At 33.4% G+C, this 24,589-nt stretch carries 22 protein-coding genes; 5 read left to right on the top strand and 17 right to left on the bottom strand.

Annotated elements, in window-relative coordinates:
* Window positions 1-94 precede the first annotated feature (94 nt).
* Both NSR03_RS01110 and NSR03_RS01105 read right to left on the bottom strand, forming a co-directional pair.
* Window positions 95-943 (bottom strand): hypothetical protein, encoded by an 849-nt coding sequence (locus NSR03_RS01110; protein ID WP_069813278.1) that lies wholly within the window; start codon window positions 941-943, stop codon window positions 95-97.
* 280 nt (window positions 944-1,223) lie between these two features.
* Complete coding sequence (locus NSR03_RS01105; RefSeq protein WP_069813280.1) at window positions 1,224-1,742, bottom strand: GNAT family N-acetyltransferase; 519 nt, start codon at window positions 1,740-1,742, stop codon at window positions 1,224-1,226.
* A gap of 270 nt (window positions 1,743-2,012) precedes the next feature.
* On the opposite strand from NSR03_RS01105, the gene NSR03_RS01100 reads away from it, so the two are divergent.
* Both NSR03_RS01100 and NSR03_RS01095 read left to right on the top strand, forming a co-directional pair.
* Window positions 2,013-3,002: an acrylyl-CoA reductase family protein gene (locus NSR03_RS01100; protein ID WP_069813282.1), complete on the top strand. Its 990-nt coding sequence runs from the start codon at window positions 2,013-2,015 to the stop codon at window positions 3,000-3,002.
* Window positions 3,003-3,214: 212 nt separating this feature from the next.
* Window positions 3,215-4,573 carry a glucose transporter GlcP gene (locus NSR03_RS01095; RefSeq protein ID WP_021338488.1) on the top strand — a complete coding sequence of 453 codons (1,359 nt, stop codon included), beginning with the start codon at window positions 3,215-3,217 and terminating at the stop codon, window positions 4,571-4,573.
* A 321-nt stretch (window positions 4,574-4,894) separates the two neighbouring features.
* Here the strand turns inward: NSR03_RS01095 and NSR03_RS01090 are convergent, their stop codons facing one another.
* The 9 genes from NSR03_RS01090 to NSR03_RS01050 all read right to left on the bottom strand — a co-directional run bounded on the left by NSR03_RS01090 (window position 4,895) and on the right by NSR03_RS01050 (window position 12,722).
* Entirely contained in the window at window positions 4,895-5,296 is a 402-nt protein-coding gene (locus tag NSR03_RS01090; protein WP_002506835.1) for a GNAT family N-acetyltransferase, read from the bottom strand.
* A 71-nt stretch (window positions 5,297-5,367) separates the two neighbouring features.
* Window positions 5,368-6,399, bottom strand: coding sequence for an NAD(P)/FAD-dependent oxidoreductase (locus NSR03_RS01085; RefSeq protein WP_069813284.1), 1,032 nt, complete (start codon window positions 6,397-6,399; stop codon window positions 5,368-5,370).
* Between the two features lie 352 nt (window positions 6,400-6,751).
* Entirely contained in the window at window positions 6,752-7,171 is a 420-nt protein-coding gene (locus NSR03_RS01080; protein WP_002506833.1) for a DUF2871 domain-containing protein, read from the bottom strand.
* 145 nt (window positions 7,172-7,316) lie between these two features.
* Window positions 7,317-7,895 carry a YcnI family copper-binding membrane protein gene (locus tag NSR03_RS01075; protein WP_069813286.1) on the bottom strand — a complete coding sequence of 193 codons (579 nt, stop codon included), beginning with the start codon at window positions 7,893-7,895 and terminating at the stop codon, window positions 7,317-7,319.
* 15 nt (window positions 7,896-7,910) lie between these two features.
* The gene (locus NSR03_RS01070; protein ID WP_081330629.1) at window positions 7,911-9,161 is read right to left on the bottom strand and encodes a copper resistance CopC/CopD family protein; all 1,251 of its coding nucleotides are present in this window, start codon (window positions 9,159-9,161) and stop codon (window positions 7,911-7,913) included.
* 309 nt (window positions 9,162-9,470) lie between these two features.
* Window positions 9,471-9,917, bottom strand: coding sequence for a ribose 5-phosphate isomerase B (gene rpiB, locus NSR03_RS01065; protein ID WP_002506830.1), 447 nt, complete (start codon window positions 9,915-9,917; stop codon window positions 9,471-9,473).
* 33 nt (window positions 9,918-9,950) lie between these two features.
* A complete protein-coding gene (gene dhaL, locus NSR03_RS01060; RefSeq protein ID WP_021338493.1) occupies window positions 9,951-10,583 on the bottom strand; it encodes a dihydroxyacetone kinase subunit DhaL in 633 nt (210 codons plus the stop codon).
* Between the two features lie 12 nt (window positions 10,584-10,595).
* Window positions 10,596-11,594 (bottom strand): dihydroxyacetone kinase subunit DhaK, encoded by a 999-nt coding sequence (locus NSR03_RS01055; RefSeq protein ID WP_069802302.1) that lies wholly within the window; start codon window positions 11,592-11,594, stop codon window positions 10,596-10,598.
* A gap of 45 nt (window positions 11,595-11,639) precedes the next feature.
* Window positions 11,640-12,722, bottom strand: coding sequence for an MDR/zinc-dependent alcohol dehydrogenase-like family protein (locus NSR03_RS01050; RefSeq protein ID WP_069813288.1), 1,083 nt, complete (start codon window positions 12,720-12,722; stop codon window positions 11,640-11,642).
* A 175-nt stretch (window positions 12,723-12,897) separates the two neighbouring features.
* Here NSR03_RS01050 and NSR03_RS01045 point away from each other — a divergent pair, with 175 nt between their 5' ends.
* Entirely contained in the window at window positions 12,898-13,662 is a 765-nt protein-coding gene (locus NSR03_RS01045) for a DeoR/GlpR family DNA-binding transcription regulator (RefSeq protein WP_021338496.1), read from the top strand.
* 97 nt (window positions 13,663-13,759) lie between these two features.
* Here the strand turns inward: NSR03_RS01045 and NSR03_RS01040 are convergent, their stop codons facing one another.
* The 5 genes from NSR03_RS01040 to NSR03_RS01020 form a co-directional block, all read right to left on the bottom strand.
* Complete coding sequence (locus tag NSR03_RS01040; protein ID WP_069813290.1) at window positions 13,760-15,244, bottom strand: Na+/H+ antiporter NhaC family protein; 1,485 nt, start codon at window positions 15,242-15,244, stop codon at window positions 13,760-13,762.
* 80 nt (window positions 15,245-15,324) lie between these two features.
* Entirely contained in the window at window positions 15,325-16,653 is a 1,329-nt protein-coding gene (locus NSR03_RS01035) for an LLM class flavin-dependent oxidoreductase (protein WP_021338498.1), read from the bottom strand.
* Entirely contained in the window at window positions 16,650-17,666 is a 1,017-nt protein-coding gene (locus NSR03_RS01030) for an MsnO8 family LLM class oxidoreductase (protein WP_021338499.1), read from the bottom strand. Before NSR03_RS01030 ends, NSR03_RS01035 begins: the two co-directional genes overlap by 4 nt.
* Window positions 17,667-17,905: 239 nt before the next feature.
* Window positions 17,906-19,570, bottom strand: coding sequence for a Na/Pi cotransporter family protein (locus tag NSR03_RS01025; RefSeq protein WP_069813294.1), 1,665 nt, complete (start codon window positions 19,568-19,570; stop codon window positions 17,906-17,908).
* 390 nt (window positions 19,571-19,960) lie between these two features.
* On the bottom strand, window positions 19,961-21,250 hold the full coding sequence (locus NSR03_RS01020) for a YhgE/Pip domain-containing protein (protein WP_069813296.1): 1,290 nt from the start codon (window positions 21,248-21,250) through the stop codon (window positions 19,961-19,963).
* 155 nt (window positions 21,251-21,405) lie between these two features.
* Here NSR03_RS01020 and NSR03_RS01015 point away from each other — a divergent pair, with 155 nt between their 5' ends.
* A complete protein-coding gene (locus NSR03_RS01015; RefSeq protein ID WP_069813298.1) occupies window positions 21,406-22,026 on the top strand; it encodes a TetR/AcrR family transcriptional regulator in 621 nt (206 codons plus the stop codon).
* A 63-nt stretch (window positions 22,027-22,089) separates the two neighbouring features.
* Window positions 22,090-23,028: a magnesium transporter CorA family protein gene (locus NSR03_RS01010; protein ID WP_056935863.1), complete on the top strand. Its 939-nt coding sequence runs from the start codon at window positions 22,090-22,092 to the stop codon at window positions 23,026-23,028.
* A gap of 112 nt (window positions 23,029-23,140) precedes the next feature.
* Here the strand turns inward: NSR03_RS01010 and NSR03_RS01005 are convergent, their stop codons facing one another.
* A complete protein-coding gene (locus NSR03_RS01005) occupies window positions 23,141-24,583 on the bottom strand; it encodes a sucrose-specific PTS transporter subunit IIBC (protein WP_069813300.1) in 1,443 nt (480 codons plus the stop codon).
* Window positions 24,584-24,589 lie beyond the last annotated feature (6 nt).

The raw sequence follows: 24,589 nt of genomic DNA, 5'->3' as shown, positions 1-24,589 counted from the left end.
TCGTTAATCATATAATAAAAAGGCTAGGAAACCTCATTACAGTAATGAGAGCTCCTAGCCTATTTTTTGTGTGTATGATTACTACTTCAATTTATTATTGATGATAAGCTGGATCTACAACTCGTACAGTTCCTTGTTGATCTACTGTAGCAATTGCGTATGTTCCCGGTTCAGCTTGATTTTGGAAACTAAAGATATAACTATAATTACCTTCGCTTCCTTCAATGGCATAATCATTATAAGGATTAGATTGACCATTAATTGAGTTAACTTCTGCCATTGCATTATTTAATGAGTTTTGGAAGTTAGGTAAATTCTGTAATGCGGCTTGATTATCAACAGTTCCTGACGAAATATTTTGTGAAACTGGAACCGCATTTTGTCCTTGGTACGGTGGTACATATTCTGATGTCCCTGAATTTGCTGTACCATTGTTTCCATTGTTTGTATTCGCATTGTTTGATGCATCATTGTTTGCATTCGCATTACCATTTGCACCGTTTGCATTTGCACTATCTGCAGAATCATTAGCGTTACTACCACTGTTAGCTGCATTGCTATTAGAATTTGCATCACTTGAACTATTAGCACTATCGCCACTATTAGAACTGTTAGCGCCATTACTATCATTTGAATTTGAATCATTGCTATCTGAAGCATTTCCACTGTCGCTTGATGAACTATTACTATCTGAGTCACTATTACTGTTGCTATCAGAACTATCATCATCGCTTGAATTGCTGTCACCAGATTTACTGTCTGAATCTTTGTCAGAGCTATCATTGCTCTTCTTGTCATCATTCTTAGAATCTTTTGATTGGTCTTCGCTAGATTTTTTGTCATCTGAACTATCGTCTTTGTTATTACTTTCGTCATCGCCACCATTTGAACAAGCAGCTAAAGCTAAAGATAGTGTCAGCGCCCCTGCTAATAATTTTTTCATATAGAAAACCTCCTTATGTTTTAATACTCATAACTTAATAGTTTAGCCATATGTATTAATTTGCCAATAAGTTAGATGAGAATTAGTATGTTATTCACTATAAATTTAAAAATAAACATCTTTTGTCAAAATTCTTTTGAAAGAAAATATAAATTTAATGAGAACTAAAAACTTCAAAACTTTAATTTACATTATTATCAGCTTAATAAGTTAACTTAATTTACGATATTTAAATTGTTACTTAATTATTCATTAATTTATTTGATCCAATTCATGCTATTTATAAATATTTCTCCATAATTAAATCCGTATCGATAATAGAACCTGTATAAAATTGATGTTCTCCAGTCACTGCAAGCCCTTGTTTTTGATAAAATCGATAAGCTTGCGTATTATGCTCCCATACACCTAACCAAAGCTTTGATTTGTTCAAATCTTTTGCTTTAGCCACTGCAAAATCAAAGACACTTTTACCTTTACCACTACCTTGCGCTTGAGGTAAAAAATAAATACGTTGTAGTTCAAGATAATCATTACCCATAGCTTCCGTTTGAGCCTCATTAATATTCAATTTAAAATAGCCAATAACTTTATTATTTTCTTTATAAAAGTAAGTGAAAGAATTTTTATTTAGTAACTCTTTTTTTAATTGTTCGACAGCATATGCTTCATTAAAGTAATGTTTGAAATCTTCATCAGAATATTCTCCCTCCTCAAATGTTGTTCTAAACGTTGTCATACACAAATCTCTCAACATGTTAACTTCAGATTGTTTAACATGTTCAATACAGTGGGTCATGATTCCACCTCTATTTCTATTAATATTTGTTATTTATTATACTAAAATAAGGATAATTTTACTATAAATTTTTCATAATTCCGCCATTTTCGCAAGAGTATATTTACAATAATTCTCATCTTGTAACAAAACCAAATGTTTTTGACTTTGAAGCGCTTACTTCTAAAACCTTATGTCTAGCCTTATTGTGTAATTTGCAATTACGTGATAAAGTTGATTCTAGTTTTTTAATTGTGCATAAATATATACATAAGGGAGTGCCCTAAGGCAATGACTGAATCATTTAAAGCTTTTGTGGTCGACGAACAGGACGGCAAAGTAACAAATCAATTTAAAGATATAACTATAGATGACCTTCCAGAAGGTGAAGTGCTGATTAAGGTTAAGTACTCAGGTATCAATTATAAAGATGCATTAGCAACGGTTGAAAATTCAAAAGTTGTTAATACTTATCCAATGGTTCCAGGTATTGATTTAGCAGGTGTAATAGAACATTCTGATACGCATGCATTCGAACCTGGCGAAGAAGTAATCGTAACAGGTTACGATTTAGGGAGCAGTCATTATGGTGGATTTAGTGAATATGCTCGTGTCAAAGAAGAATGGATCGTGCCATTACCTAAAGATTTAACACTGGAAGAGGCTATGATTTACGGAACAGCTGGTTATACAGCAGGATTAGCAATAGAGAAATTAGAGCGTAACGGACTTTCAGTTGAAAAAGATGACGTACTTGTACGTGGTGCTACAGGTGGTGTTGGAACACTTGCTGTTATGATGTTAGATTCTATTGGCTTTGATGTTGTAGCGAGCACAGGTAAATCAGATGTTGAAGAAAAACTTAAATCACTCGGTGCAAAAGAAGTTATACCTCGTATTAGCGAAACTGATAATAAACTCCTTGGCAAACGTACTTGGCAAGGAGCAATTGATCCTGTAGGTGGCGAAAGCTTATCTCAGATTATCAAACAAATAGATTATAATGGAAGTATCGCAGTAATCGGTATGACTGGTGGTCATAAATTTGATAGTTCAGTATTTCCTTTCATATTAAGAGGTACTAGTATTATAGGTATTGATTCAGTTTATACTGAAATGAAACAACGTAAACATATCTGGCGTCGATTAGCTAGAGACTTAAAACCAGATCATTTACACGAAATTAAACAAGTAATCAAATTTAGCAATATCGAAGGTAGTATTAAAAAAGTCCTTGAACATAACAATTCTGGCCGTATCGTAATCGATTTCGAAGCATAGTAAAACAATAATTCCTTACCCCTACTTCAATTCATATTTTGAAGTAGGGGTTTTTGCATTTTAAATATAAATTCATTTTTATTCACATATAGAAAATATTCCGTTTGATATAAACACATATGAATTAATAAAAATCTTATACTTTAATATTTACAACCAATATGTGAAAGCGTATACTTATATCTATCGAATTAAATCAGGAGGGTTTGGGAATGAAAATAAATAAGAAACTCATCTTTTTCCTTGGTGCCTTAGGTGGATTACTCTACGGTTATGACATGGGAGTCATATCTGGTGCTTTATTATTTATAAAAGATGATATTCCTTTAAATAGTTTTACAGAAGGTTTAGTCGTTTCATCTATGCTCGTTGGGGCAATTGTTGGTTCGGGAGCGAGTGGACCAATGTCCGACAGACTTGGACGTAGACGTGTTGTGTTTATCATAGCAATCATTTACATTGTCGGAGCATTAATACTAGCATTAGCACCATCAATGCAAATCTTAGTACTTGGTCGTCTAGTTATTGGGTTAGCCGTTGGTGGTTCTACCGCAATCGTTCCAGTATACTTATCTGAAATGGCACCAACAGAACAACGTGGATCATTAAGTTCATTAAACCAATTAATGATTACAATTGGTATTTTATCATCATATTTAATCAACTACGCTTTCACACCAATTGAAGGCTGGAGATGGATGTTAGGTCTTGCTATTGTACCTTCTATCATCTTGCTTATCGGTGTAGCATTTATGCCTGAAAGTCCAAGATGGTTACTTGAACATCGAAGCGAAAAAGCTGCTCGAGACGTTATGAAATTAACATTTAAACATAATGAAATAGATAAAGAAATTGCTGATATGAAAGAAATCAACAAGGTTTCAGACAGCACTTGGAATGTCTTAAAATCAGCTTGGTTAAGACCTACTCTGTTAATTGGTTGTGTGTTTGCCTTACTGCAACAAATCATAGGTATTAACGCAATCATTTACTATGCACCTACTATTTTTAGTAAAGCTGGATTAGGAGATGCTACTTCTATTTTAGGTACAGTCGGCATCGGTGCAGTGAACGTGTTAGTTACAATTGTCGCTATTAATATTATTGATAAAATTGACCGTAAACGTCTATTAATTATCGGTAATATCGGTATGGTTGCTTCATTATTAATCATGGCTATCTTAATATGGTCAATGGGAATTCAATCATCAGCTTGGATTATTGTTGCTTGTTTAACTCTATTTATTATATTCTTTGGTTTCACTTGGGGACCAGTACTATGGGTTATGTTACCAGAATTATTCCCAATGCGTGCACGTGGTGCAGCAACGGGTCTGGCAGCATTAGTATTGTCAATTGGTAGTTTATTAGTTGCACAATTCTTCCCACTCTTGACTGAAGTATTACCAGTAGAACAAGTATTCTTAATATTCGCAGCTGTTGGTATTGTAGCTTTAATCTTTGTTATTAAATACTTACCAGAAACTCGTGGACGTAGCTTAGAAGAAATTGAAGCGGAATTACGTACTAGAACAAATGCAAACGAAGCAAATATAAATGAAACAAAATAATTTCATTATATAAAAACGCGAACAAAAAAGCTGACGACAAAATCTCACGATTTTGTCGTCAGCTTTTTTGTTCGCGTTTTTTGTGTGCACAACTTCATCCTGTATCGGTTATTGCTTTATTAGCTAGTCAGGAGTAGGAGCAAATCACTACCATTTTTCAAATAAAAAATTATTCATCATATTAAGGCAAAAGAAATAAATATATTAAAAATTATTGAATAAGTAACTCTTTTCATAGAAAAACACTTTCATTGAATACATATTAAAATGTATTCAATGAAAGTGTTTTTATGTTATTAGCTGAGCCAACTTTATTATATTTTAATATTTTCGATACATCCCTGCTGAATGCGGTTCTGTCGTTATAAAACCGTATTGTGCATATAGCTGATCTGCTGGATAGTCAGCAATTAAACTGACATATGTGCCTTGTTCAGCTTCAGCAGAAATGTACGCCATAATATTTGTCATAATCAACTTGCCATAGCCTTGCCCTTGATAATTAGGATTAACAGCTATATCAATAATTTGAAACGCTGTCCCACCATCGCCAATTACCCTCCCCATGCCAATAAGCAATTGATTATCATAAATTGATACATCAAAACAAGCATTAGCTAAACCTTTTGCTGCTGCTTTTTGTGATTTCTCACTCAATCCTGCTATTTTGCGTAAATTTCGATACTCTGAAACTGCTGGGGCTTTATGCTTTATTTCTATCATTTACGAACAACTCCTAAAAAAAGACTATGTAACATTTACCATATCACATAGCTTCTTAGCTTACTTTTGTTTTATAGATATTTTTTCATAACCACTTTATTTGATTCTTTAAACACATCATTGTGACTAGATACATAACCCTCAGGTGTGGCTTTAGGCTCGACATATAATTTAGCTAAGTTTGCGGCATTAGCTGCATCACTAAATGCACTAGCAATAAGATGTGCTTTTGCCTCGTGATAGATAATATCACCACATGCATACAGCCCTTCAATACTCGTAGATGTATTACCAAAACCTTTAATACTATATTCGTTAAACATATCAACTTGAGTTGAAGATTCTTCTAGTAATGTGTTTTCATGATCAAAGCCATGACTAATAATTACTTCATCAAATGTTTTAGCAATTTGTTCTTTCGTTTCTGTATTTTCTAAAATAACCTGTTCAATTTTAGTTTGTGTAGAATCACCAATAAGTTGATGAATATGTGTGTTAGGTAATTTTTCAACTTCTAATTTATCCAACACATCTTTCATTGCCTCATAGCCTTTAATATCTGTTTTACGATAAATAAGTGTGACACTTTTGGCATAACCACTTAAATCATTTGCCCAATCTAATGCAGAATTCCCAGCGCCTGAAATCAATACGTTTTTATTTTTAAACTTTTTCAATGATTGTACTACATAATGTAAATTCGTTAGTTTATAGCGCTCTGCATCTTTGATATCTAATTGCTTAGGATTAATAATACCACCGCCTATTGCAATGATGACAGATTTGGCGTCATAAATATTATGCTTATCCGTTTCAATTTCAAAATGTTGTTCCGCTATTTTTCTAATGTCTAAGACACGTTCTTCCAAATTGACTTCAGGATTAAAATGTAAACCTTGTGTAACCGTATCTTTAATTACTTCGCCACATGGTTTAGGCGCTAAACCGCCAATGTCCCATATAATTTTTTCAGGGTAAACATGCATTTTCCCACCAAGTTTATCTTGTATATCAATAATTCTAACACTCATACCTCGTAAACCCGCATAGAAACTTGCATACAACCCTGCTGGTCCACCACCAATAATTATAACGTCATTCATAATGAATCCTCCCAAAATCTATCTTTTCTCTTGATACTATTATGCTTGAAATGATAACGATTATCAATGGAAACGCTGTTATTTCCAGTACATTTTACATTAATTTGTATACTTAAAATGGATATAACGATACGGTCATTTTTCTTAGATTATACTTTATTAACGAAGTTTCTCATCTAGAAAATAAAGGAGTGGAACCACCCCGGCAAAGCTGATTAGAAATGACGTATAAAAGCTGAAGTGCTTTTTCAATTCAATCAGCCACTGCTAATATAATGAAAGAATCTGGGACATGTACTTATCTCCCAGATTCTTTTTAAATTTATGATCATACTTAATGTAGCATTACAATTTATTTTTCATTTTTAGGATCTTTGATAATTGCACCTTTTAACAAGAAGAATAATAAAATAAATCCTGCTGTTAAAATTGTATGTCCGATACCAGCAAATCCTGCAAATGATTCTGGTACTGTTTTACCTATGACTTGATATGTCCCTTTAGTAAACATCATCCCAATTGTTGTTAATACACCTAGGTTAAATATAATGTAGAACCAATTAAATAGATAATAACTACTTAAATTAAAGACTTTTGTTACAGGTAATAAAATAAGATGCATAAACATACCTAATATCAACGTATGTGTGTGTACAACTACAAGTTGTGTTTCACCAGTAAAATCATACGCTAACGTTAATTCACGATAATAAAACCCACTTAGTAAACCTAAGATTGTATAGACTAAAAAAGCATACAATATTCTGCGCATCGAGACTCCTCCTTATAACTATTATAGGATATTTTAAAAAAATTACAGTGACAATTCAACAAACTTACTCATTAAAAAGACAAGTCATATTTTTAAGATGACTCGTCTTTTTATTTATTTTATTAAATAACTTTATACACCTATTTTATTTAGCTGTCTTTTTAAAGATTGCTACTAACGACAAAATGATTGCAACAATAGATACAATCCATAGTGCTATTGGGCCATTACTAGATTGACTGCTTCCAGCAGTATCTTCGTTCCCCATAGCTACTTTAGTAATAGGTGCAGGTTTTTCTGCATCTTCATCTCCTGTCCATTTAACAGTTTCACCATCATCGTATGTTTGATAAGCATCCCATTTAAATTCGCCTTCTTTTTCAGGGTTCGCCACTTGGATTGGTAAATCGATGAATTCATTTGGGCCAATGCCTTTATCTTTTGCCGTCCAAGTAATTTTCGTAATATTACCATCATCATCTTTAGTTAATTTATGATCAAATTGATCATTAGGTTCAACACCAACTACTGTAAGTTCTTTCGGTACTTTTAATTCAATTTTAGTCGTATTTGCTTCTTTTTCGACTGGAACTCTGACATCATACTTTTCATATGAACCCGGTTCACTCGTATCTGGATTTAGCGTTACGTGAGCATCTGCACTTTTAGAAAAGCCCACTGCAATAATACATGCGACGATTGCTGCCATAATTTGTTTAAACATAATTTTTATCTCCCTTTATCCTGGAATATTGATTTGACTCATAATTACACCAACTAATATCAATATAATTCCCATAATTAATTCAATATACAATGTTACTTTATTTGCGCGGTGTTGTTTTCCTAACGCTCGTGTCGTTTGATAAAATCCTAGTGTCATCATGATGAGCGTTAATACCACTTTAACGATGAGCAATGCACTCCATGTTTGTATATTAGTCCAAATAGCTAATATATTTGTTTGGTCTATAGACATCAATACGCCAGAAATTATAATAAGTGCTACTGCAATCGTATTTAATTTCAATAAAAATGCTCTGATAGCATGGCTACTCTGATTTGATTTCGCACGTATGACAAGGAGTAAATAAATCAATGCACCTAACCAAAGTGACATCCCGCCTATATGTACTGTTCTAATTAAAATCGACCAAATAGGCACGCTTTGAGACCATGCGTGTCCAGACATACTCAATGTGATTAGCATTAATATTGTTATGAATACATACCAACTCTGTGACATGTGTTTCAATGTAAATAGCCCTAACAATACTATAATGGCCACCATCGTTAAGACAAATGGCACTTGTATTAGCGCTGCTGTTTGTAATGATAATACATCAGAAACAACATCTGAAGAAAGTGTCATCATATAAACTAAAGCAGTCATTACTGATAGCATCATAAGCATCCATACAATAGGTTTAATATATTGATTAGACTGAAATGTTAATAACCCTTTTCTACTTGCCAATTGATTTACTAGAAATAGGCCTGATAATGTAATAATGAGTCCTTCAGTTATAAAGCGTAATGCTCCAAACCAAAAATCTGCTTTTTCGTAAAATGGTGGTGTCGTATCAATTCCATTAGCAGTTTCTTTACCAATTGAAAATTCAAACGTATCGCTTATCTCGTGACCATCTGCTGACATTGTTTGCCATTTTACATTATGTGTTCCTTTTTCTAACTCATCCACAGTAAATGATAATGTCTGTGAAGAACCCGTTGTACTCGGTTTCACTTCAGCAATTTCGCTTCCAGTATCATCAAAAATTTGCACACTCGAATATTGTGCGTGTACTGGTTCATTAAATTGTAGTTCAATTTCTCCTGGTTGTTCATTTACAACGCTGTTCGCGTTTGGCGTTACTTTTTCAAGTGTAGCATGTGCTGACACTTGTTGCGTTAATGCCATAAACACTATGATTATAGTGATGAAAAATATAGACATCGTCGCTTTAGGAAATCTTATAGACAGTTGCACGACAAATCCCCCTACTTATGTCTTGTACTTCTCATCATATTAAATTCAAAGTTTATTCACAATATTAATTATTAATTGTCATTTTTCAGACATATCATTTACATTAATTATTTTAATTCATGTTATATACTTGCAATCAATTTATTACATGTTATTGATTTGTACAATGCTATCTTTTAAAGTATGATGCTTTTATTTTTACAAAATAAATATCACTCATTTCCTCTCTAAACAATAAAAAGCTCATTCCCAAATTGTTGTGATTGGGAATGAGCTTTTTTAATATATGAATTGATTTCAAATTATATTTTAGTTGTTTTCATTATTTTCAACTTGGTCTATTTTATCCACTTTACGCTGTGAACCGCCTTCCCAAGTTACATTGAGATAAGCTTCAACATTCTTTTTAGCGACTTCTATGCCAACAATTTGAGCGCCCATTGTCAAAATTTGTGCGTTATTACTTAATTGTGCACGTTCTGCAGAGTAATAATCATGTGCAAGCGCTGCACGAATGCCTTTGAGTTTATTAGCGGTGATTGCTACGCCAATCCCCGTACCACAAATTAAGATGCCTCTTTCGTTTTGTCCTTGTTGAATGCTTTTACCTACTTCAGCAGCTACATCTGGATAGTCAGTTTCTGCACATTGATGACAACCAAAATCTTCTACCTCATGTCCTAATTGTTCGACATGAACTTTAACCGCTTCTTTTAATTCATAACCATTATGGTCTGCACCAATTGCTATTTTCATTCTAATTCCTCCTTATAGATTTAGCTACAGTAATTAAATAAATGATTTAAAAGTTTCTAACATAAGATAAGAAGATGTCGCGCCTGGATCAACATGTCCTTGGGCACGATAACCTAGTCTTTTAGAACGTCCTTTATTAGAAATAATCTCTTTCGTGCTATCCATTCCAGACTTCGCTTTCACCAGTGCTTTATTAAAAGCGTCCCCAAATGGTTCATCCTTATTTAGTGAGGTTTCTAAAGATTTATAAAACGGGTCAAGCGTATCTATCATTGTCTTATCTCCGATTTCAGCTTTACCTCTATCTTTAATACCTTTACTAAAAGCAATCCAAAATTGATATAATGCTACATCATCTAATTCAGTTTTGTTTTTTACTGCAACAGCCGCCTTAAGATAACCAGAAGCATAGAGTGGACCCACTGAAGAACCAACTGCATCTAAAAAGCTTTTACCGACTGCAACGCTAATTTTTGCGATATCATTTTGTGTTTGCAATTCATTAATTATCGTTTTTTGTACAGCTTGATAACCAATATTCATCGTTACACCATGGTCACCATCACCAATTTTTCTATCCAATTCACAAAGGATATCTTGTTGTTCTTCAAATAAAGTTGTTAACGCTAAGATATATTGTTTAAATGATTGACTCGTCAACGCCATAACTACTTCCTCCTACACTTCTTTAAAGTTTGGGCAATCTACTGGATGATCCATACAAGTTTTCAACGTTTCATCTAATTTCATTAAACTCACCGAAAAGCCGCCCATTTCCATTGAAGTTATAAAATTACCTACATAAGATTTATATGTTTTAATGTTTTGTTCTTTTAAAATTTCATCTACCTCTTTATTTATGATGTACAGTTCCATTTGAGAGGTTGCACCTAAGCCATTAACCAATACAATCACTTCATCATCGGCGCTGTATAGTCCTTCTTTTAAAATATTTTGCATAATCACATGAACTGTTTCTTTTGCTGTGCGAATTGTTGTTTTTTCAATACCAGGCTCACCATGATGGCCTAAACCAATTTCCATTTCATTCGCTTCTAAATCAAAACTTGGTTTTCCAGTTTGAGGTAAGTAGCACGGGCTTAAACCAATACCCATTGAACGGGTACAATCATTAGCTAATTGGGCAATACGTCTTACCTCTTCTAAGTCATAACCAAAATCAGCTGCTGCGCCTGCTGCTTTATACACTAACAACTCTCCAGCTATCCCTCTACGATCATCAATATCTTTTGAAGACGCAACATCATCATTACCTATGACCACTGCAGTTTTGATATCATCTTCTATTTCAGTCATTTCACTAGCCATTTCAAAGTTCATCAAATCTCCCGCGTAATTACCATAAATGTATAACACACCGTGACCTTCACTTATTTCTTTAGTTACAGCTTGTATTGGAATAGGAGATGGAGAAGCAAATATATTACCGACAGCGACACCGTCTGCCATGCCTTTCCCTACATAACCTAGGAACGCTGGTTCATGTCCTGAGCCACCACCTATTAATACACTTACTTTTCGATTAGTATTGCGTTTTTTTCCAATTAACGCCCTTTGGTGAAGTTTTGAACGTCTAATATAGTCAGGGTAGGCAATCACATAACCAGTCATTAACTCTTCAATGACATTATCGGGGTTATTAATCATCTTTTTCATTTCAATTCTCTCCTTTTTACGATGCTCTATATTTGAACTTGGCTGTTAAGGTACCAGAACAATTTTTAATGATTGATCACCTTTTTTCATTAGTTCAAAACCTTCCTCAAAATCTTTAAGTGCTAATTGATGCGTCACAACGCCGTCTGTTGGGAAATCTCCTTTTGCTATACCATCGATAACAAGCGGATAACAATAAGGTCCTAAATGGCTACCCATCAAGTCTAATTCTTTACGGTCTGATATAATACTCCAATCCACTGTAACGGGATCAGCAAATACTGAAAATTCTACAAAACGGCCTAATTTTCTGATTGCACTCAAACCTTGCTCTACTGATTTAGGATGACCGGTGGCTTCGATGTAAGTATCACAACCATACCCTTCAGTCAGTGCTTTGATTTCTTTGACGACATCTACTTTTGATGGATTCATAACAATATCAGCGCCGAATTTTTTCGCTAATTCTAAACGATCATCTTTCATATCTAGCACTACTAACGTTTCAGCACCTGATTTTTTAGCAGCGCCCACCATGCCTAGTCCTAAAGTTCCTGCACCAGATAACACAACGAAATCACCGAGTTTAACATTCGCACGTTGTACAGCGTGTAGACTACATGCGTAAGGTTCAATTAAAATCGCTTTTGCAATCGGCATATCTTCTGGCACTTTATAATTAATTGCTTCTTTCGTAAATTTCATATATTCTGCCATACCGCCGTTTACATTGTTTTGGAAGCCATATAAATCATGTTTTTCACACATCCAATACTGACCATGATTACAAAATCTACAATCCCAACAAGGTACAATTTGTTCAGAAATTACACGATCACCAATTTCAAAATCTGTAACTTCATCTCCTTTTTCTACAATGCGTGCGATAAATTCATGTCCAGGTATCATCGGTGCCTTGATATATGACGGCTGTGTTTCATCACCCCAAAAGCTAGGTGCCCCATCATATGCTTTGATATCGCCTGCACAAATACCGCAAGCTTCTACTTTAACGACAATTTCCTTAGGATTATCAATTGTTGGCGTATCTACAGTTTCATATTTATATTCTCCAGGTGCATAAGCTACAACAGCATTCATTTTTTCCGGATAATTTTTCTTTGTCATTATTAACAGCTCCTCCACTTTTTTAGAAAGCGTTTTCATTTACAATTACAATTCTAATATATATTTTCGTTTCTTTCAAATATTTTTTCGTTTCTTTTCGTTTTGATCTGTTTTTATTTGCTTGTGTACGATTTATGTTAAAATAGTTAATGATACGAAGGAGGATATGATTCATATGAAAATGTACGCGGATGAACGAAGAGAGCATATATATACTTATATAAAATCACATAAACGTGCGACTGTTAAACAGCTTTCAGATTATTTAAGTGTGACAGAAGCAACTGTTAGGAGTGATCTTAGACGTTTAGAAGGTGAAAACAAAGTCACTCGAACACACGGTGGTGCAAAAGTAACTGAAAATATGACATCTAAATTAAACTTTTCTTATCGTCTGACACAAAAACATAGTGAAAAGTATAAAATTAGTAAATATGCATTAAAAAAGATTGAACCACAACAGTGCATTATGATTGATGCAAGCTCTACAACATATGAATTAGCAAAATTATTAGCAGAAACTACGATGGAACTTACAATTATTACAAACGGTTTAGAAAATGCGGTACTTTTAAAAGAGAACCCACATTTAACTGTTCTAGTAGTTGGAGGATTTGTTTCGCAAGACTCAAATGCTATTACTGGTAATATAGATTCACAAATATTAGAAATGTATCATATTGATTATTTCTTTTTATCCGCAAATGGCTTTACACTTGATAATGGATTAACAGACTTCTCACTACCTGAAGTTCAATTAAAAAAACAAATGGTGCGAGAAAGTGAAAATGTAATTGCACTTATTGATAAAAGTAAATTCGATATTTCTTCTACACTTTCCTTTGCAAAAATCAGTGATATCACCGAAGTTATAACAGATGAACCACCAACTCAAAAATGGACACATGACGTCCCTTTCACGCTCACAATTGCACACTAAATAAAAAAGGAACAATGATGAAAACTGTTATTTTAAAAGTTAAATATGACTTTTAAAATATCACAGTACATCATTGTTCCTTATATTTTTGTTATTTTTAAACGCCGCCACTCCAACCTACAGCAGTAAAGATGTAAAGTATAACCGAGCCAACGACAATCCAAATTAGAAATAGTGGTACCATAAATTTAAACCACGAGCCAAAGTTTGCTTTGGCAATCGCGATAGCACCTACTGTTGCACCTAAAGTTGGTGTAATTAAGTTACCTAACCCTCCACCAAACGATAAGGACGTTAATAACATTTGATCATTAACACCTAACGCATTAGTCACAGGTTGTAAAATAGGAATCATCACGCTCATTAACCCTGAACCAGATGGTACTAGTAAATTAAATATACCTGCGACAATAAATACGATAACAGCTACCATGCCAGACGATGAACCATCAAGTTGTGTAGTAAGGCTGTTTACAATTGTGCTCAATATCTTACCTTTTTCTAAAATCACACTAATTGTATTTGCCATGATAATTGCAAATGCTACGACTAACATCGGTTTAGCACCTTCCAAAAATCCATCAACCATTGCAGTTGTCCCTTTTTGTTTTATTAAATAGGCTAAAACAAAACTAATACCAAAAACAGTAATAAATACACCATTGCCGTATTTTTCTGTCCAGTTTAACATACCATTACCTAAGGCTAATATAATCGGTGTCACAATGACTAATGTAGCTACGATGATATCTCTCCAATTTACTTGTCTATCTTCAATTGCCATATCATCATTACTTTTTTCTTTATGATTAAACAGCCACTTTTGTGTCGGCATCATACTCTTATTAGGATCTTTAATGACTCTTCTTGCGTACCAAATCACATATAACAGAGTGATAATTAAAAACACTGCATACATTATAGCTCTTCCACCATAACCAGAATAAAGTGCTACTTCAGGATAAACAATTTGTCCAATTTTAGCCATACCTGAAGGTGAAATTGAAAAAGCCATATACAAAGGTAAAAATGTTATGGCTAGTGCCATAATAGGGTCTAATTTCAAACGATTTACGAGTATGACTCCAAGCGTTACGAACACGATCATTTGATCTCCACCAACGAAGAAACCGATAAACGCCATCAAGGAAAATAACCCGATAATTAATGGCAATGCACCAGCATGTTCGAAACGAAAAATCATATAATTCGTTAATTTTGTCACAGAGTCTAATTGTAATATACCACCCATTGCACCACCTATAAATAGTAATAGTGTAATCGTTTGGGCTGATTGAATCCCCCCATTAAGTATGAGTGTAATAGCATAAAATGGATTCACTGGGTTTTGTGAAATTGCATGATACGTCCCTTGTATCATTGATCCATCTTTACTTGTTTCAAATTGCCCAGCAGGAATGACATACGTCAATAAACAAGCAAACATCATCATAATAAGCATCATTAATAGCACATGAGGTAATTGGAATTTTCTTTTCACTTTTTTTTCAGTTTGCTCTGGCGCAGTGTTGACGTTACTATGGTTTACATGTTGATATGATGTTGTACTTGATTCTGACATGAACTTCACTCCTTATATTAAAAAAACAGACGCAACGTTTTAAAACAGAGGCGTCTATCCACTGTATTGTTTACTGAGTATTAGTGTGTTACTTCTTTCCTACTATATCTATTTTCTTTAAAAGGAATACCTATATGATCTCGTAATGTATCCCCCTGATATGCTTTATCGTAATAACCTTTTTCTTCTAAGATAGGTAATACATAATTTAAAAACTCATCATATACAGGTCCATTAATATGGGGGCCGAAGATAAATCCATCTGCTGCGCCATGTTCAAACCATTCAATGATTAAATTTGCTACTTCTTCATAAGTACCAGTGAAAGGAGAGCGACGGGCTGTTTCTTCCAAAGCGACATCTCTCAATGTTAAATTATTTTGTTTTGCGCGTGCCGCAATAGAATCTGCAGTAGCACGGAAACTATTTTGACCCACTTCACCTAAATCTGGAAACGGTGCATCGAGATCATATTGGCTGAAATCATGATGATCATAATATCTACCTAAGTAATCTAAAGCTTCGTCAATTGTCGCCAATGATTTTATTTCATCAAAGCGTGCTTCTACCTCATCGTTCGACTTACCAATAACTGGGGATAATATAGGATATACTTTAATGTTTTGTGGATCGCGTCCAAACTTTTTGGCTTGTGATTTAATACTGTCGTAATTACTTTTAGCGGTATCTAGTGATTCACCTAAAGTAAATACTGCATCAGCATATTGAGCTGCATATGCTTGTCCTTTAGGAGATGCACCTGCTTGAAATATAACAGGTTGGCCTTGTTTAGAACGACTAGCATTTAATGGACCCTTAACTTGAAAATATTGTCCTTTATAATCTAACGTATGCATTTTTTCCTTATCTAAATATGAGCCAGTCTCAACATCAAATGTAAAGGCATCATCTTCGTAAGAGTCCCATAACCCTTGAACGACTTGCAGATGTTCCTCAGCAATATCATACCTAACATCATGTTCAGGATGATCTCCTTTACTATAGTTATCGGCACTACCAGCAAGTGGCGAAGTTACTATATTCCAACCTGCACGCCCATGACTGATTTTATCGATTGTTGCGAGTTGTCGTGCAACAGTAAAAGGTTCACTATATGATGTTGAAATAGTACCAACTAAACCAATACGCTGAGTTACCGGCGCAAGCGCAGCTAAAAATGTTAACGGCTCATGTCTATCTAAAAAATGTGGAATAGATTTCTCATGAATAAATAATCCATCTGCCACAAATACAAAACTGAATCCTGCCTGTTCAGCTTTTTTAGCAACATCAAGTTGGAATTCAAAATTTGTACTGGCATCGCTCGGTACATCTTTAGATTTCCAAGCATGCATATGACCACCAGGACCGTTTAACATGATTCCAAAATCGATTTTATTTTGACTCATAATACCCCTTCTTTCTGCTTTTCTTTGTTATTCGTAATAGCTAATTGGTCTACTGTTTTAATTCTTAATTTATGATTTTGAACTGGCATATGTAGCATAAATTCATCTATATTGCCGTCACGATTTAATTGATTTAGCTGTTGCTTAATTTCATCCGCGGAACCATTAAAAACATCTATTTGCTTTTCTTCAACTTCAAAGTCTTCGTCACTTTGTTTTTTAAATGTTTCTACTTGTTCCTTTGTATTAACAGTGATTTTTCTACCATCATCGAAATGTAAAGCATAATTTGTACTACCTTCTTTAACTAATGCCTGTTCTTCTTTATTCTCCGATACAACGGCAGCTACCCCTACAATGACTCTGCCTTCAGGAAATTGTTGCTTATAATCTTTAAGGGCTTGTTGTAATGTTTCAATATTTGAATTTATGAAAAATGCATATATAAATCCAACTTTTTCTGTAGCAGCAAATTGAGCAGAACTTTCACTACCACCTAGTAGATAAATTTGTGGTGTGGAGATTTCATTATTACGTATCGTTGTTTTTAATTGTCCATAATCTTCGTTTGCAGAAAAATCTCCATTATTAAATTGATTTAATAAATGAAATTTATCATTGAAACTTGTTTGTGGTGACTTTAATTCTGTTTGCAACGCTTGTGTCGCTAAAGGAAAGCCTCCCGGTGCTTTACCTATACCTAAATCGACTCTTCCAGGTGCTAAATGACTAATGAAATGAAATTGCTCTATAACTTTGAATGGACTATAATGTTGCAACATTACGCCACCAGAGCCTACACGTATATTTTTTGTGTGATTCAATATATGTGTTACAAGTATCTCCGGACTCGTACCTGCAACTTCTTCTATATTGTGATGTTCAGCAACAAAGTACCTTGTATAATTTAATTTATCTGCTAGTTGTGCCAATTCAACTGTACGAGCTATACCGTCGTTTACTGTTTCATTTTTATCTATTGGACTTTGATCAAGAATGCTAATAGCTGTCACACGCTGTCCCCCCATATCAGTTTTCTGAAAAATTTATTATATGTAATATTATGCCTTCTATGACTTTTTGTCAAGTATCCCTATCTCTTTACTAAGGATTAAAAATAAAATGATTTGATACATGTGATTTATTATTCCAAATACAGCGATATTGGTTAATTTTCAACAATACAAAAAAGTTGAGAAAGTCTGTTTTACAACAAACTTTCTCAACTTTTAATTTTATATTTAATTATACTTTAGTAAGTCCAGCCCACAGTATGTTCTGTTTCTTCTTCACTTGAAAGTTCGTCAATATCAATCATTGCTTCTGATACATTTCTCGAATGATAGCCAATACGTTCTAGTATAGCAATCATATCTAGATATAACAGACCACCTTCTGGTGAACATTCACCTGAACTTAAACGCTTAATATGTTTTTTTCTTAAATCATGTTCAAGTGTATATGAATCGTTACTTAAATTAACAATTTCATCTTTTTTAACTTTGTCATATACGCTAAACATTTCAACTGATTTATCGAATGACATATTCACGTGTGAATAAAGTTTATCGATACTTTGTGCAGCTTTATCAGAGATTTGTACTGGTTCATTGTGTAACTGTTTCAAATCTAATATATACGCTTCAGATAATTCAGCTACTTTTAACATCGTACGGTTTACGTCAAATAACACAGACATTCTTTCTGCATCTTTTTTGGATATTTTCTTCTCAGATATTTTCGTTAAATATTCTTTTACATTGTCATGCATATTTTGAACAGCCGCATGTTTTTGAAGTACTTTTTTCTCATTTTTTTCATTGTATTCACTAACATTCTCTAATAATGAGTATGTCATTCGTCCAATGTTTTGGATTTCATCTTGTGCTTCTTGTAAAGCAATACTTGGAGCTCTATTAATTAAATTTTTATCTAGATGTCTAGGTTTATATTTTTCTGTTATATCTTCACCAGGAATAAGTTTTGTTACGATCCAAGCTAGAACAAATATAAATGGTAATTGAATCAATGTATTTGTAACATTAAATGTACCATGTGCAAAGGCAATCGTCATTTCTGGATTTAAGTGCATTACTCCTTGCATCCATTCAACAACCCATTGATAAATAGGTAAAATCGCTAAGAATATTGCCGCACCTATTACGTTAAACATAACATGTACTGCTGCTACACGTTTTGAAGCAAGTGAGCCAGCTAAACTTGCGAGTATTGCCGTGATTGTTGTACCAATGTTGTCACCTAACAATATAGGTAACGCACCATTTAAACTAACTAAGTCATTCGCATAGAATCCTTGTAGTATACCAATTGTGGCGCTTGAACTTTGAACAATAACTGTTAAAATCGTACCTGCTGCAACACCAAAAATTGGGTTAGTTGACATGTCTAGCATGAATTGATGGAAACCATCTAAATTAGCTAGTGGTTTTACGGCACTGCTCATTAATTCTAATCCGTAGAATAACGAACCAAAACCAAATAAAATCATACCAATATTTTTAACTTTACGCTTTTGAACAAAGAATATTAAAAATGCACCAATAGCTAATATTGGTAGCGAGTATGCACCAAGATCAATACCTATAATAAATGCTGTAACTGTAGTACCTATATTCGCTCCCATTACAACACCAATGGCTTGACGCATTGTCATAAATCCTGCACTTACAAGTCCAATGGTAATTACCGTTGTACCAGAACTACTTTGAATCAAAATCGTAACTATCGCACCTGCAAGTACGCCCATAAGTGGGTTGCTCGTAAATTTATTTAATATACTTCTAAGACGGTCTCCTGCTGAGGCCTGTAAGCCGTCGCCCATTTGCTTAATTCCGTATAAAAATATACCTAATCCACCGATAAAAGTGAAAATTGTCTCCATAACAGATGAATCCATTGTCACACCTCTTTAAATTATTTGTAAACTATGTGAATTATAACGCATATTTGTAAATTTAGTGTTAATTTTTTATTAAAATTATAGACCAATTTCTAAATGCTTTTGCAATCATATTTCAACGATATATCAGACCACCTAACAAATGCTTTGCTATCAGTGTTTTCCTATTTATTTTATTGATTTTATGTGTAAAATAATTATGTCTTTTTAATAAATTTAATCATATAAATATACTCAAAAGAATTAATTCTCTTTATTTACGTTTTTATTGAGGTATATGTATTAAAACCGTCTCCCCAAATTTTGAGAAGACGGTTTTAATTTGAACTTAATGCTTATATAGAAATTTTTCACTAAATGATTGTTATATACTGTTAATTACTTGATTTAAGATGGTAATTCTGATCGTTTCCCACTATGCTTTCTAATCATTGCTGCTAATATCGATGAAATTATGCCGAAAATTATAAATCCTACAAACATCCACATCGTTGAGTTCATTTCTAATGACTGATGCATATAGAGTAATTCTCTTAAATATTCAGCATAGTGCGTAAATGGGTTCCAATCCACTATATAGTCTTGATAAAATTTCGGTAACATTTGTTTTGGCGATGTTACGAGTTGCATACTAAAGAACATTGCTATAAAGAAAATAGGAATTGATTTCATACCTAGCCACGTCATTACACCTAAGATTAAACCCATAAATCCTAGAATAGAAATGGATATATAAATTGCTATTTTATTTATATCAGGGAAGTCAAAACCTAACACACCTGACATGAAATAAACATACCCAAATCCACCAACAAATGCTGTAATCACCCCTACAATCATTTGTCCTATTGAAGCGATAATACGTTGCGAAATTTCAATATTATTACTCGTTCTAAATGCAAAGAATAGTAGTAATGAAGCTACAATTGAGCTTATCCAGACTGGCATAAACATTAAGAACGGCGCGTTACCACTAGCTTGGTGGTCCTTCACTTCATTCACCTTTTTATTTATTACATTTACAGGCGTTGTAATATCTTTGATATCGCTCGCATCTATTTGCACATTCTGTTGGTCTAATGTATCTAAACTCTGTTTGGAAATTTGTTTGTTAAGATTATCCCCAATACCTTTCAGCATATTAGATGACATTTGTGAAGCCTGCATATTCGCCCCACTATTCGTAAGTGTTTTAAATTGAGCTTGCTTTACTGTTATATCTTGGTTACTACTTTCTTGAGCCATTTTCTGTTGCATTTGTTTGGCTTGAGCAGCAGGTATTTCACCTGATTTCACTTTATCTTCCATTTCTTGTTTCTTAGTATCCATTACTATCTTTTGAGTTTTACTCATCGCATTTTTTGAAAAATCTTCTTCGAAAATTGCAGCACCAAAATATTTTTGTTCATCTAATCCTTTACGTGCTTCTTTTTCACTATCTACATTGATCCATTTTATTTCGTCAGAGTTACTATCTTTCAATTTATCTTCTAAATTTTTACCTATATTTATATCTTTACTTTGAATAGATGTCCCTTCATCATGATTCACAATTGCGATTGGCATCTCTTTAGGTTGAGGATTATACGCTGGATAAAAACCAATTGAAAAAATTGCAAGTATGATTAATATCGCTATTGGCGCAATCCAAAGTAATTTACTTTTAAATATATTCATACCATTTACCTCCTTATTGAACATCATGTTGCTTATTCACTACTTTGTTTATTATAATGAGGTTAATAGAATATTCAATATGCAATAACAATCATATTGTCTTTTTATCAACATATCATTACATATTGTTAATTAACTAAAATGAGGTGACTACTATGCCAGAAGATCGACGTGTACGTAAAACTAAATCAGCGATTAAAAATGCTTTTATACAATTGCTTGAAGAAAAAGAGTTAGAAAAAATTACGATACAAAATATTACCCAATTAGCCGATGTGAACCGTGGTACTTTTTATTTACACTATGAAGATAAATACATTTTACTTTCTGATATGGAAGATGAATTTATATCAAGGTTAGCCGATAGAATTGTATTCGAAAAAGTCATCATGCATGATGTAAGTATTGAAGCATTTGCCAAAGCATTTTCAGAGGAAGTTTTAAAGAATATCATTACTTATTTATATGACAATATTGAATTTTATAAAGTGATTTTTAAACTTGATAGAAAAAGTAAAATAGAAGAAAAAATTTCTGATTTAATGCTAAATAATATGAAAAAAAGCATACCTTTTAGTAATACTGTTTCTGATATTCCTATTGATTATTTTCATAGTTATGTAAATGGGGCCACAGTTTCGTTTATAAAACATTGGGTACAAGATGAAGATAGAATGGATCCAGATACAGTAGTTGATTATTTGTTTAAAATTATCTTTAATGGTCCTTTACGTCTTATGGCAAATGAGCACCAGCATGCTGATCATACAAAGTAAACTTGTCATCTTTGTATTTCTCCGTCAATATTTAAAAGAATTTTAGAGAAAGGAACTATTATTATGATTAGTGCATATAAACACTCACAAACACATGAGATTGTTGAATCTCCATTAGATCAATCCGCTTCTTGGATAAATGTAGTTGATCCAAATTGGGAAGAAATTGATTCCTTAATAAATTTATACGGTATCCCAGAGGATTTTGTTAGAGATCCATTAGATGCTGAAGAAAGTGCTCGTGTAGAATATGATGAAGACACACGTTATTCACTGATTATTCTCGATATACCAGTTGTAAATGATACAAATTTAAAAGTACTTTCTTTTATTACTATTCCTTTAGGTATCATCATTGGCAATAAAAAAATAATAACTGTTTGTAATACTGAAAATGAATTTCTCGAGAACTTTAGTCGTCAAAATATTAATTTACATTTTCATAGTCGCTTTGCACTTAATATATTACTGACGATTTCCAATCACTATAATAGAAATCTTAGATTACTTAATAAAACAAGATTACGCATCGAACGTGATTTAAAAAATAATGTCACGAATAAACAACTTTATAATTTAATGGAAGTAGAAAAAAGTTTAGTATATTTTCTTGCGGCACTTAAAGGCAATGAAGCCATTATCAAAAAATTATTTCGACTACCTGCAATTAAGCGTTTCGATGAAGATGAAGATTTGTTGGAAGATTTGGTTATCGAGAATAACCAAGCCTTAGAAACCACAAAATTATATACAGACATTTTAGAGAGTATTACAACCTCTTATGCTTCATTGCTTTCTAATGAAATGAACAATACGATGAAGACATTAACATTGTTTACTGTTTTCTTAACCTTACCTACATTAGTATTTAGTTTTTTTGGTATGAATGTACCCTTACCTATAGATGATCACAGCTATGTATCATGGCTCATTGTTATTGCTATTTCATTAGTCATCGTGACGATTGTTGGCGCATTTTTATGGCGTAAACAAAAGCTTTGAAGGCATCCTAAAAATTGATATTTAACATAAAAACAAACCCACGTCGTAATTAACGTTGGGTTTGTTTTTATGCGTTATAGCAAAAGTCTAAATCTCACTAGAATTTATATAATTATCCTGCTTCATTTTTATATTTATTTCTAAAAGATAAAGTGTACGTAACCGCAAAGGCTACGATAAAGGTAATGAGCATCGCAATACCATAATGTAACCAACCATTATTCTGACCGCTAATAGATATAAAACCTGGAAGTCCTGCAGTACCTAAAGCAATTGCTTTAACTTTAAAGAATGAGATATAAGCTGAACCAATACCTGAACCTACAATCGCTCCAATGAATGGATACCTTAATTTTAGATTCACTCCAAACATTGCAGGTTCCGTAATACCTAAAAGTGCTGAGATGTCCGCAGCAGATGCTACACCTTTTAATTTCTTGTTCTCTTTTATAATAAAGAAAGCGGCTAAAGCTGCTGCACCTTGTGCTATATTAGACATCGTCGCTATTGGGAAAATAAATGAACCACCTGTAGACGCACTATCTGCAATCAATTGTGTTTCAATTGCAATAAAACTGTGGTGCATACCTGTAATTACAATTGGCGCATATAGCAAACCAAAAATAAGTCCGCCAATTGCACCACCAAATTCATATAACCACGTTAGTCCATCAGATAACCAATAGCCTAACGTGCGTGTGATGGGTCCAACAAATAAAAATGTTAAAAATGCAGTAACTAAAATTGAAAGTAGCGGTGTTAATAAATTATCTAATACAGCTGGTACTACTTTACGTAAACCTTTTTCTAAATTAGCTAAAATATAAGAAGCTACTAACATTGGCAATACTTGCCCTTGATAACCTACCTGATTTATTTCTAAACCAAGCACATTCCAAGAAGGTATTTCTTTCCCTTCTTCTAAAGCTTTGGGATAATCATAGGCGCTCATTAACTCTGGATGCACAAGAATCATCCCTAAGGCTGCTCCAAGAAAGGCGTTTCCTCCAAAGCGTTTAGCAGCGCTAAATCCAATTAAAATTGGCAGTAGCGTAAACGGTGCATTCGCAAAAATGTTAATCATTTCTGCCAGACCTTTGAATTGATTATGTACTTCTATTAACGACTGTTTATCATAGAAAATACCTGGTGCTGTTAGAATATTATTAATTCCCATTAATAAACCACCTGCTACGATTGCAGGGATAATTGGTACAAATATATCAGATAACATTTTCACAAATCTCTGGAATGGATTCATGTTTTTATTACCTTCTGCTTTTACTTCTGATGTCGTAGCAGCTTCTTTACCTGTTATGCTTTCTAACTCTGCAAATACCTTATTCACAGTACCCGAACCTATAATAATTTGATATTGGCCACCAGTAGAAAATGTTCCCTTCACAACATCCATTTCGGATAATTCTTTTTCATCTACTAATCTTTCATCCTTAAGAACAAGACGTAATCGTGTGGCACAATGTGCCATCGCATCTATATTTTCTTCTCCACCGATTGCTTGTAATATTTCTGTAGCAGATTTTTTATAGTTCATCTCTAT

The sequence above is a fragment of the Staphylococcus sp. FSL W8-1207 genome, assembly GCF_038003745.1.
GTDB lineage: Bacteria > Bacillota > Bacilli > Staphylococcales > Staphylococcaceae > Staphylococcus > Staphylococcus equorum.
The sequence above is the reverse complement of the archived record's forward strand: the minus strand, read 5'-3'. Positions and strand labels throughout refer to the sequence as shown.

Excerpts from the sequence above, each read along its gene's own strand:
- NSR03_RS01075 (WP_069813286.1), bottom strand. The coding sequence starts at position 7,895 with ATGTTTAAACAAATTATGGCAGCAATCGTCGCATGTATTATTGCAGTG.
- NSR03_RS01005 (WP_069813300.1), bottom strand. The coding sequence starts at position 24,583 with ATGAACTATAAAAAATCTGCTACAGAAATATTACAAGCAATCGGTGGA.
- NSR03_RS01055 (WP_069802302.1), bottom strand. The coding sequence starts at position 11,594 with ATGAAAAAGATGATTAATAACCCCGATAATGTCATTGAAGAGTTAATG.
- NSR03_RS01090 (WP_002506835.1), bottom strand. The coding sequence starts at position 5,296 with ATGATAGAAATAAAGCATAAAGCCCCAGCAGTTTCAGAGTATCGAAAT.
- NSR03_RS01010 (WP_056935863.1), top strand. The coding sequence starts at position 22,090 with ATGATTAGTGCATATAAACACTCACAAACACATGAGATTGTTGAATCT.
- NSR03_RS01015 (WP_069813298.1), top strand. The coding sequence starts at position 21,406 with ATGCCAGAAGATCGACGTGTACGTAAAACTAAATCAGCGATTAAAAAT.
- dhaL (WP_021338493.1), bottom strand. The coding sequence starts at position 10,583 with ATGGCGTTGACGAGTCAATCATTTAAACAATATATCTTAGCGTTAACA.
- NSR03_RS01020 (WP_069813296.1), bottom strand. The coding sequence starts at position 21,250 with ATGAATATATTTAAAAGTAAATTACTTTGGATTGCGCCAATAGCGATA.
- NSR03_RS01080 (WP_002506833.1), bottom strand. The coding sequence starts at position 7,171 with ATGCGCAGAATATTGTATGCTTTTTTAGTCTATACAATCTTAGGTTTA.
- NSR03_RS01045 (WP_021338496.1), top strand. The coding sequence starts at position 12,898 with ATGAAAATGTACGCGGATGAACGAAGAGAGCATATATATACTTATATA.
- NSR03_RS01110 (WP_069813278.1), bottom strand. The coding sequence starts at position 943 with ATGAAAAAATTATTAGCAGGGGCGCTGACACTATCTTTAGCTTTAGCT.
- NSR03_RS01050 (WP_069813288.1), bottom strand. The coding sequence starts at position 12,722 with ATGACAAAGAAAAATTATCCGGAAAAAATGAATGCTGTTGTAGCTTAT.
- rpiB (WP_002506830.1), bottom strand. The coding sequence starts at position 9,917 with ATGAAAATAGCAATTGGTGCAGACCATAATGGTTATGAATTAAAAGAA.
- NSR03_RS01105 (WP_069813280.1), bottom strand. The coding sequence starts at position 1,742 with ATGACCCACTGTATTGAACATGTTAAACAATCTGAAGTTAACATGTTG.
- NSR03_RS01040 (WP_069813290.1), bottom strand. The coding sequence starts at position 15,244 with ATGTCAGAATCAAGTACAACATCATATCAACATGTAAACCATAGTAAC.
- NSR03_RS01025 (WP_069813294.1), bottom strand. The coding sequence starts at position 19,570 with ATGGATTCATCTGTTATGGAGACAATTTTCACTTTTATCGGTGGATTA.
- NSR03_RS01095 (WP_021338488.1), top strand. The coding sequence starts at position 3,215 with ATGAAAATAAATAAGAAACTCATCTTTTTCCTTGGTGCCTTAGGTGGA.
- NSR03_RS01085 (WP_069813284.1), bottom strand. The coding sequence starts at position 6,399 with ATGAATGACGTTATAATTATTGGTGGTGGACCAGCAGGGTTGTATGCA.
- NSR03_RS01035 (WP_021338498.1), bottom strand. The coding sequence starts at position 16,653 with ATGAGTCAAAATAAAATCGATTTTGGAATCATGTTAAACGGTCCTGGT.
- NSR03_RS01100 (WP_069813282.1), top strand. The coding sequence starts at position 2,013 with ATGACTGAATCATTTAAAGCTTTTGTGGTCGACGAACAGGACGGCAAA.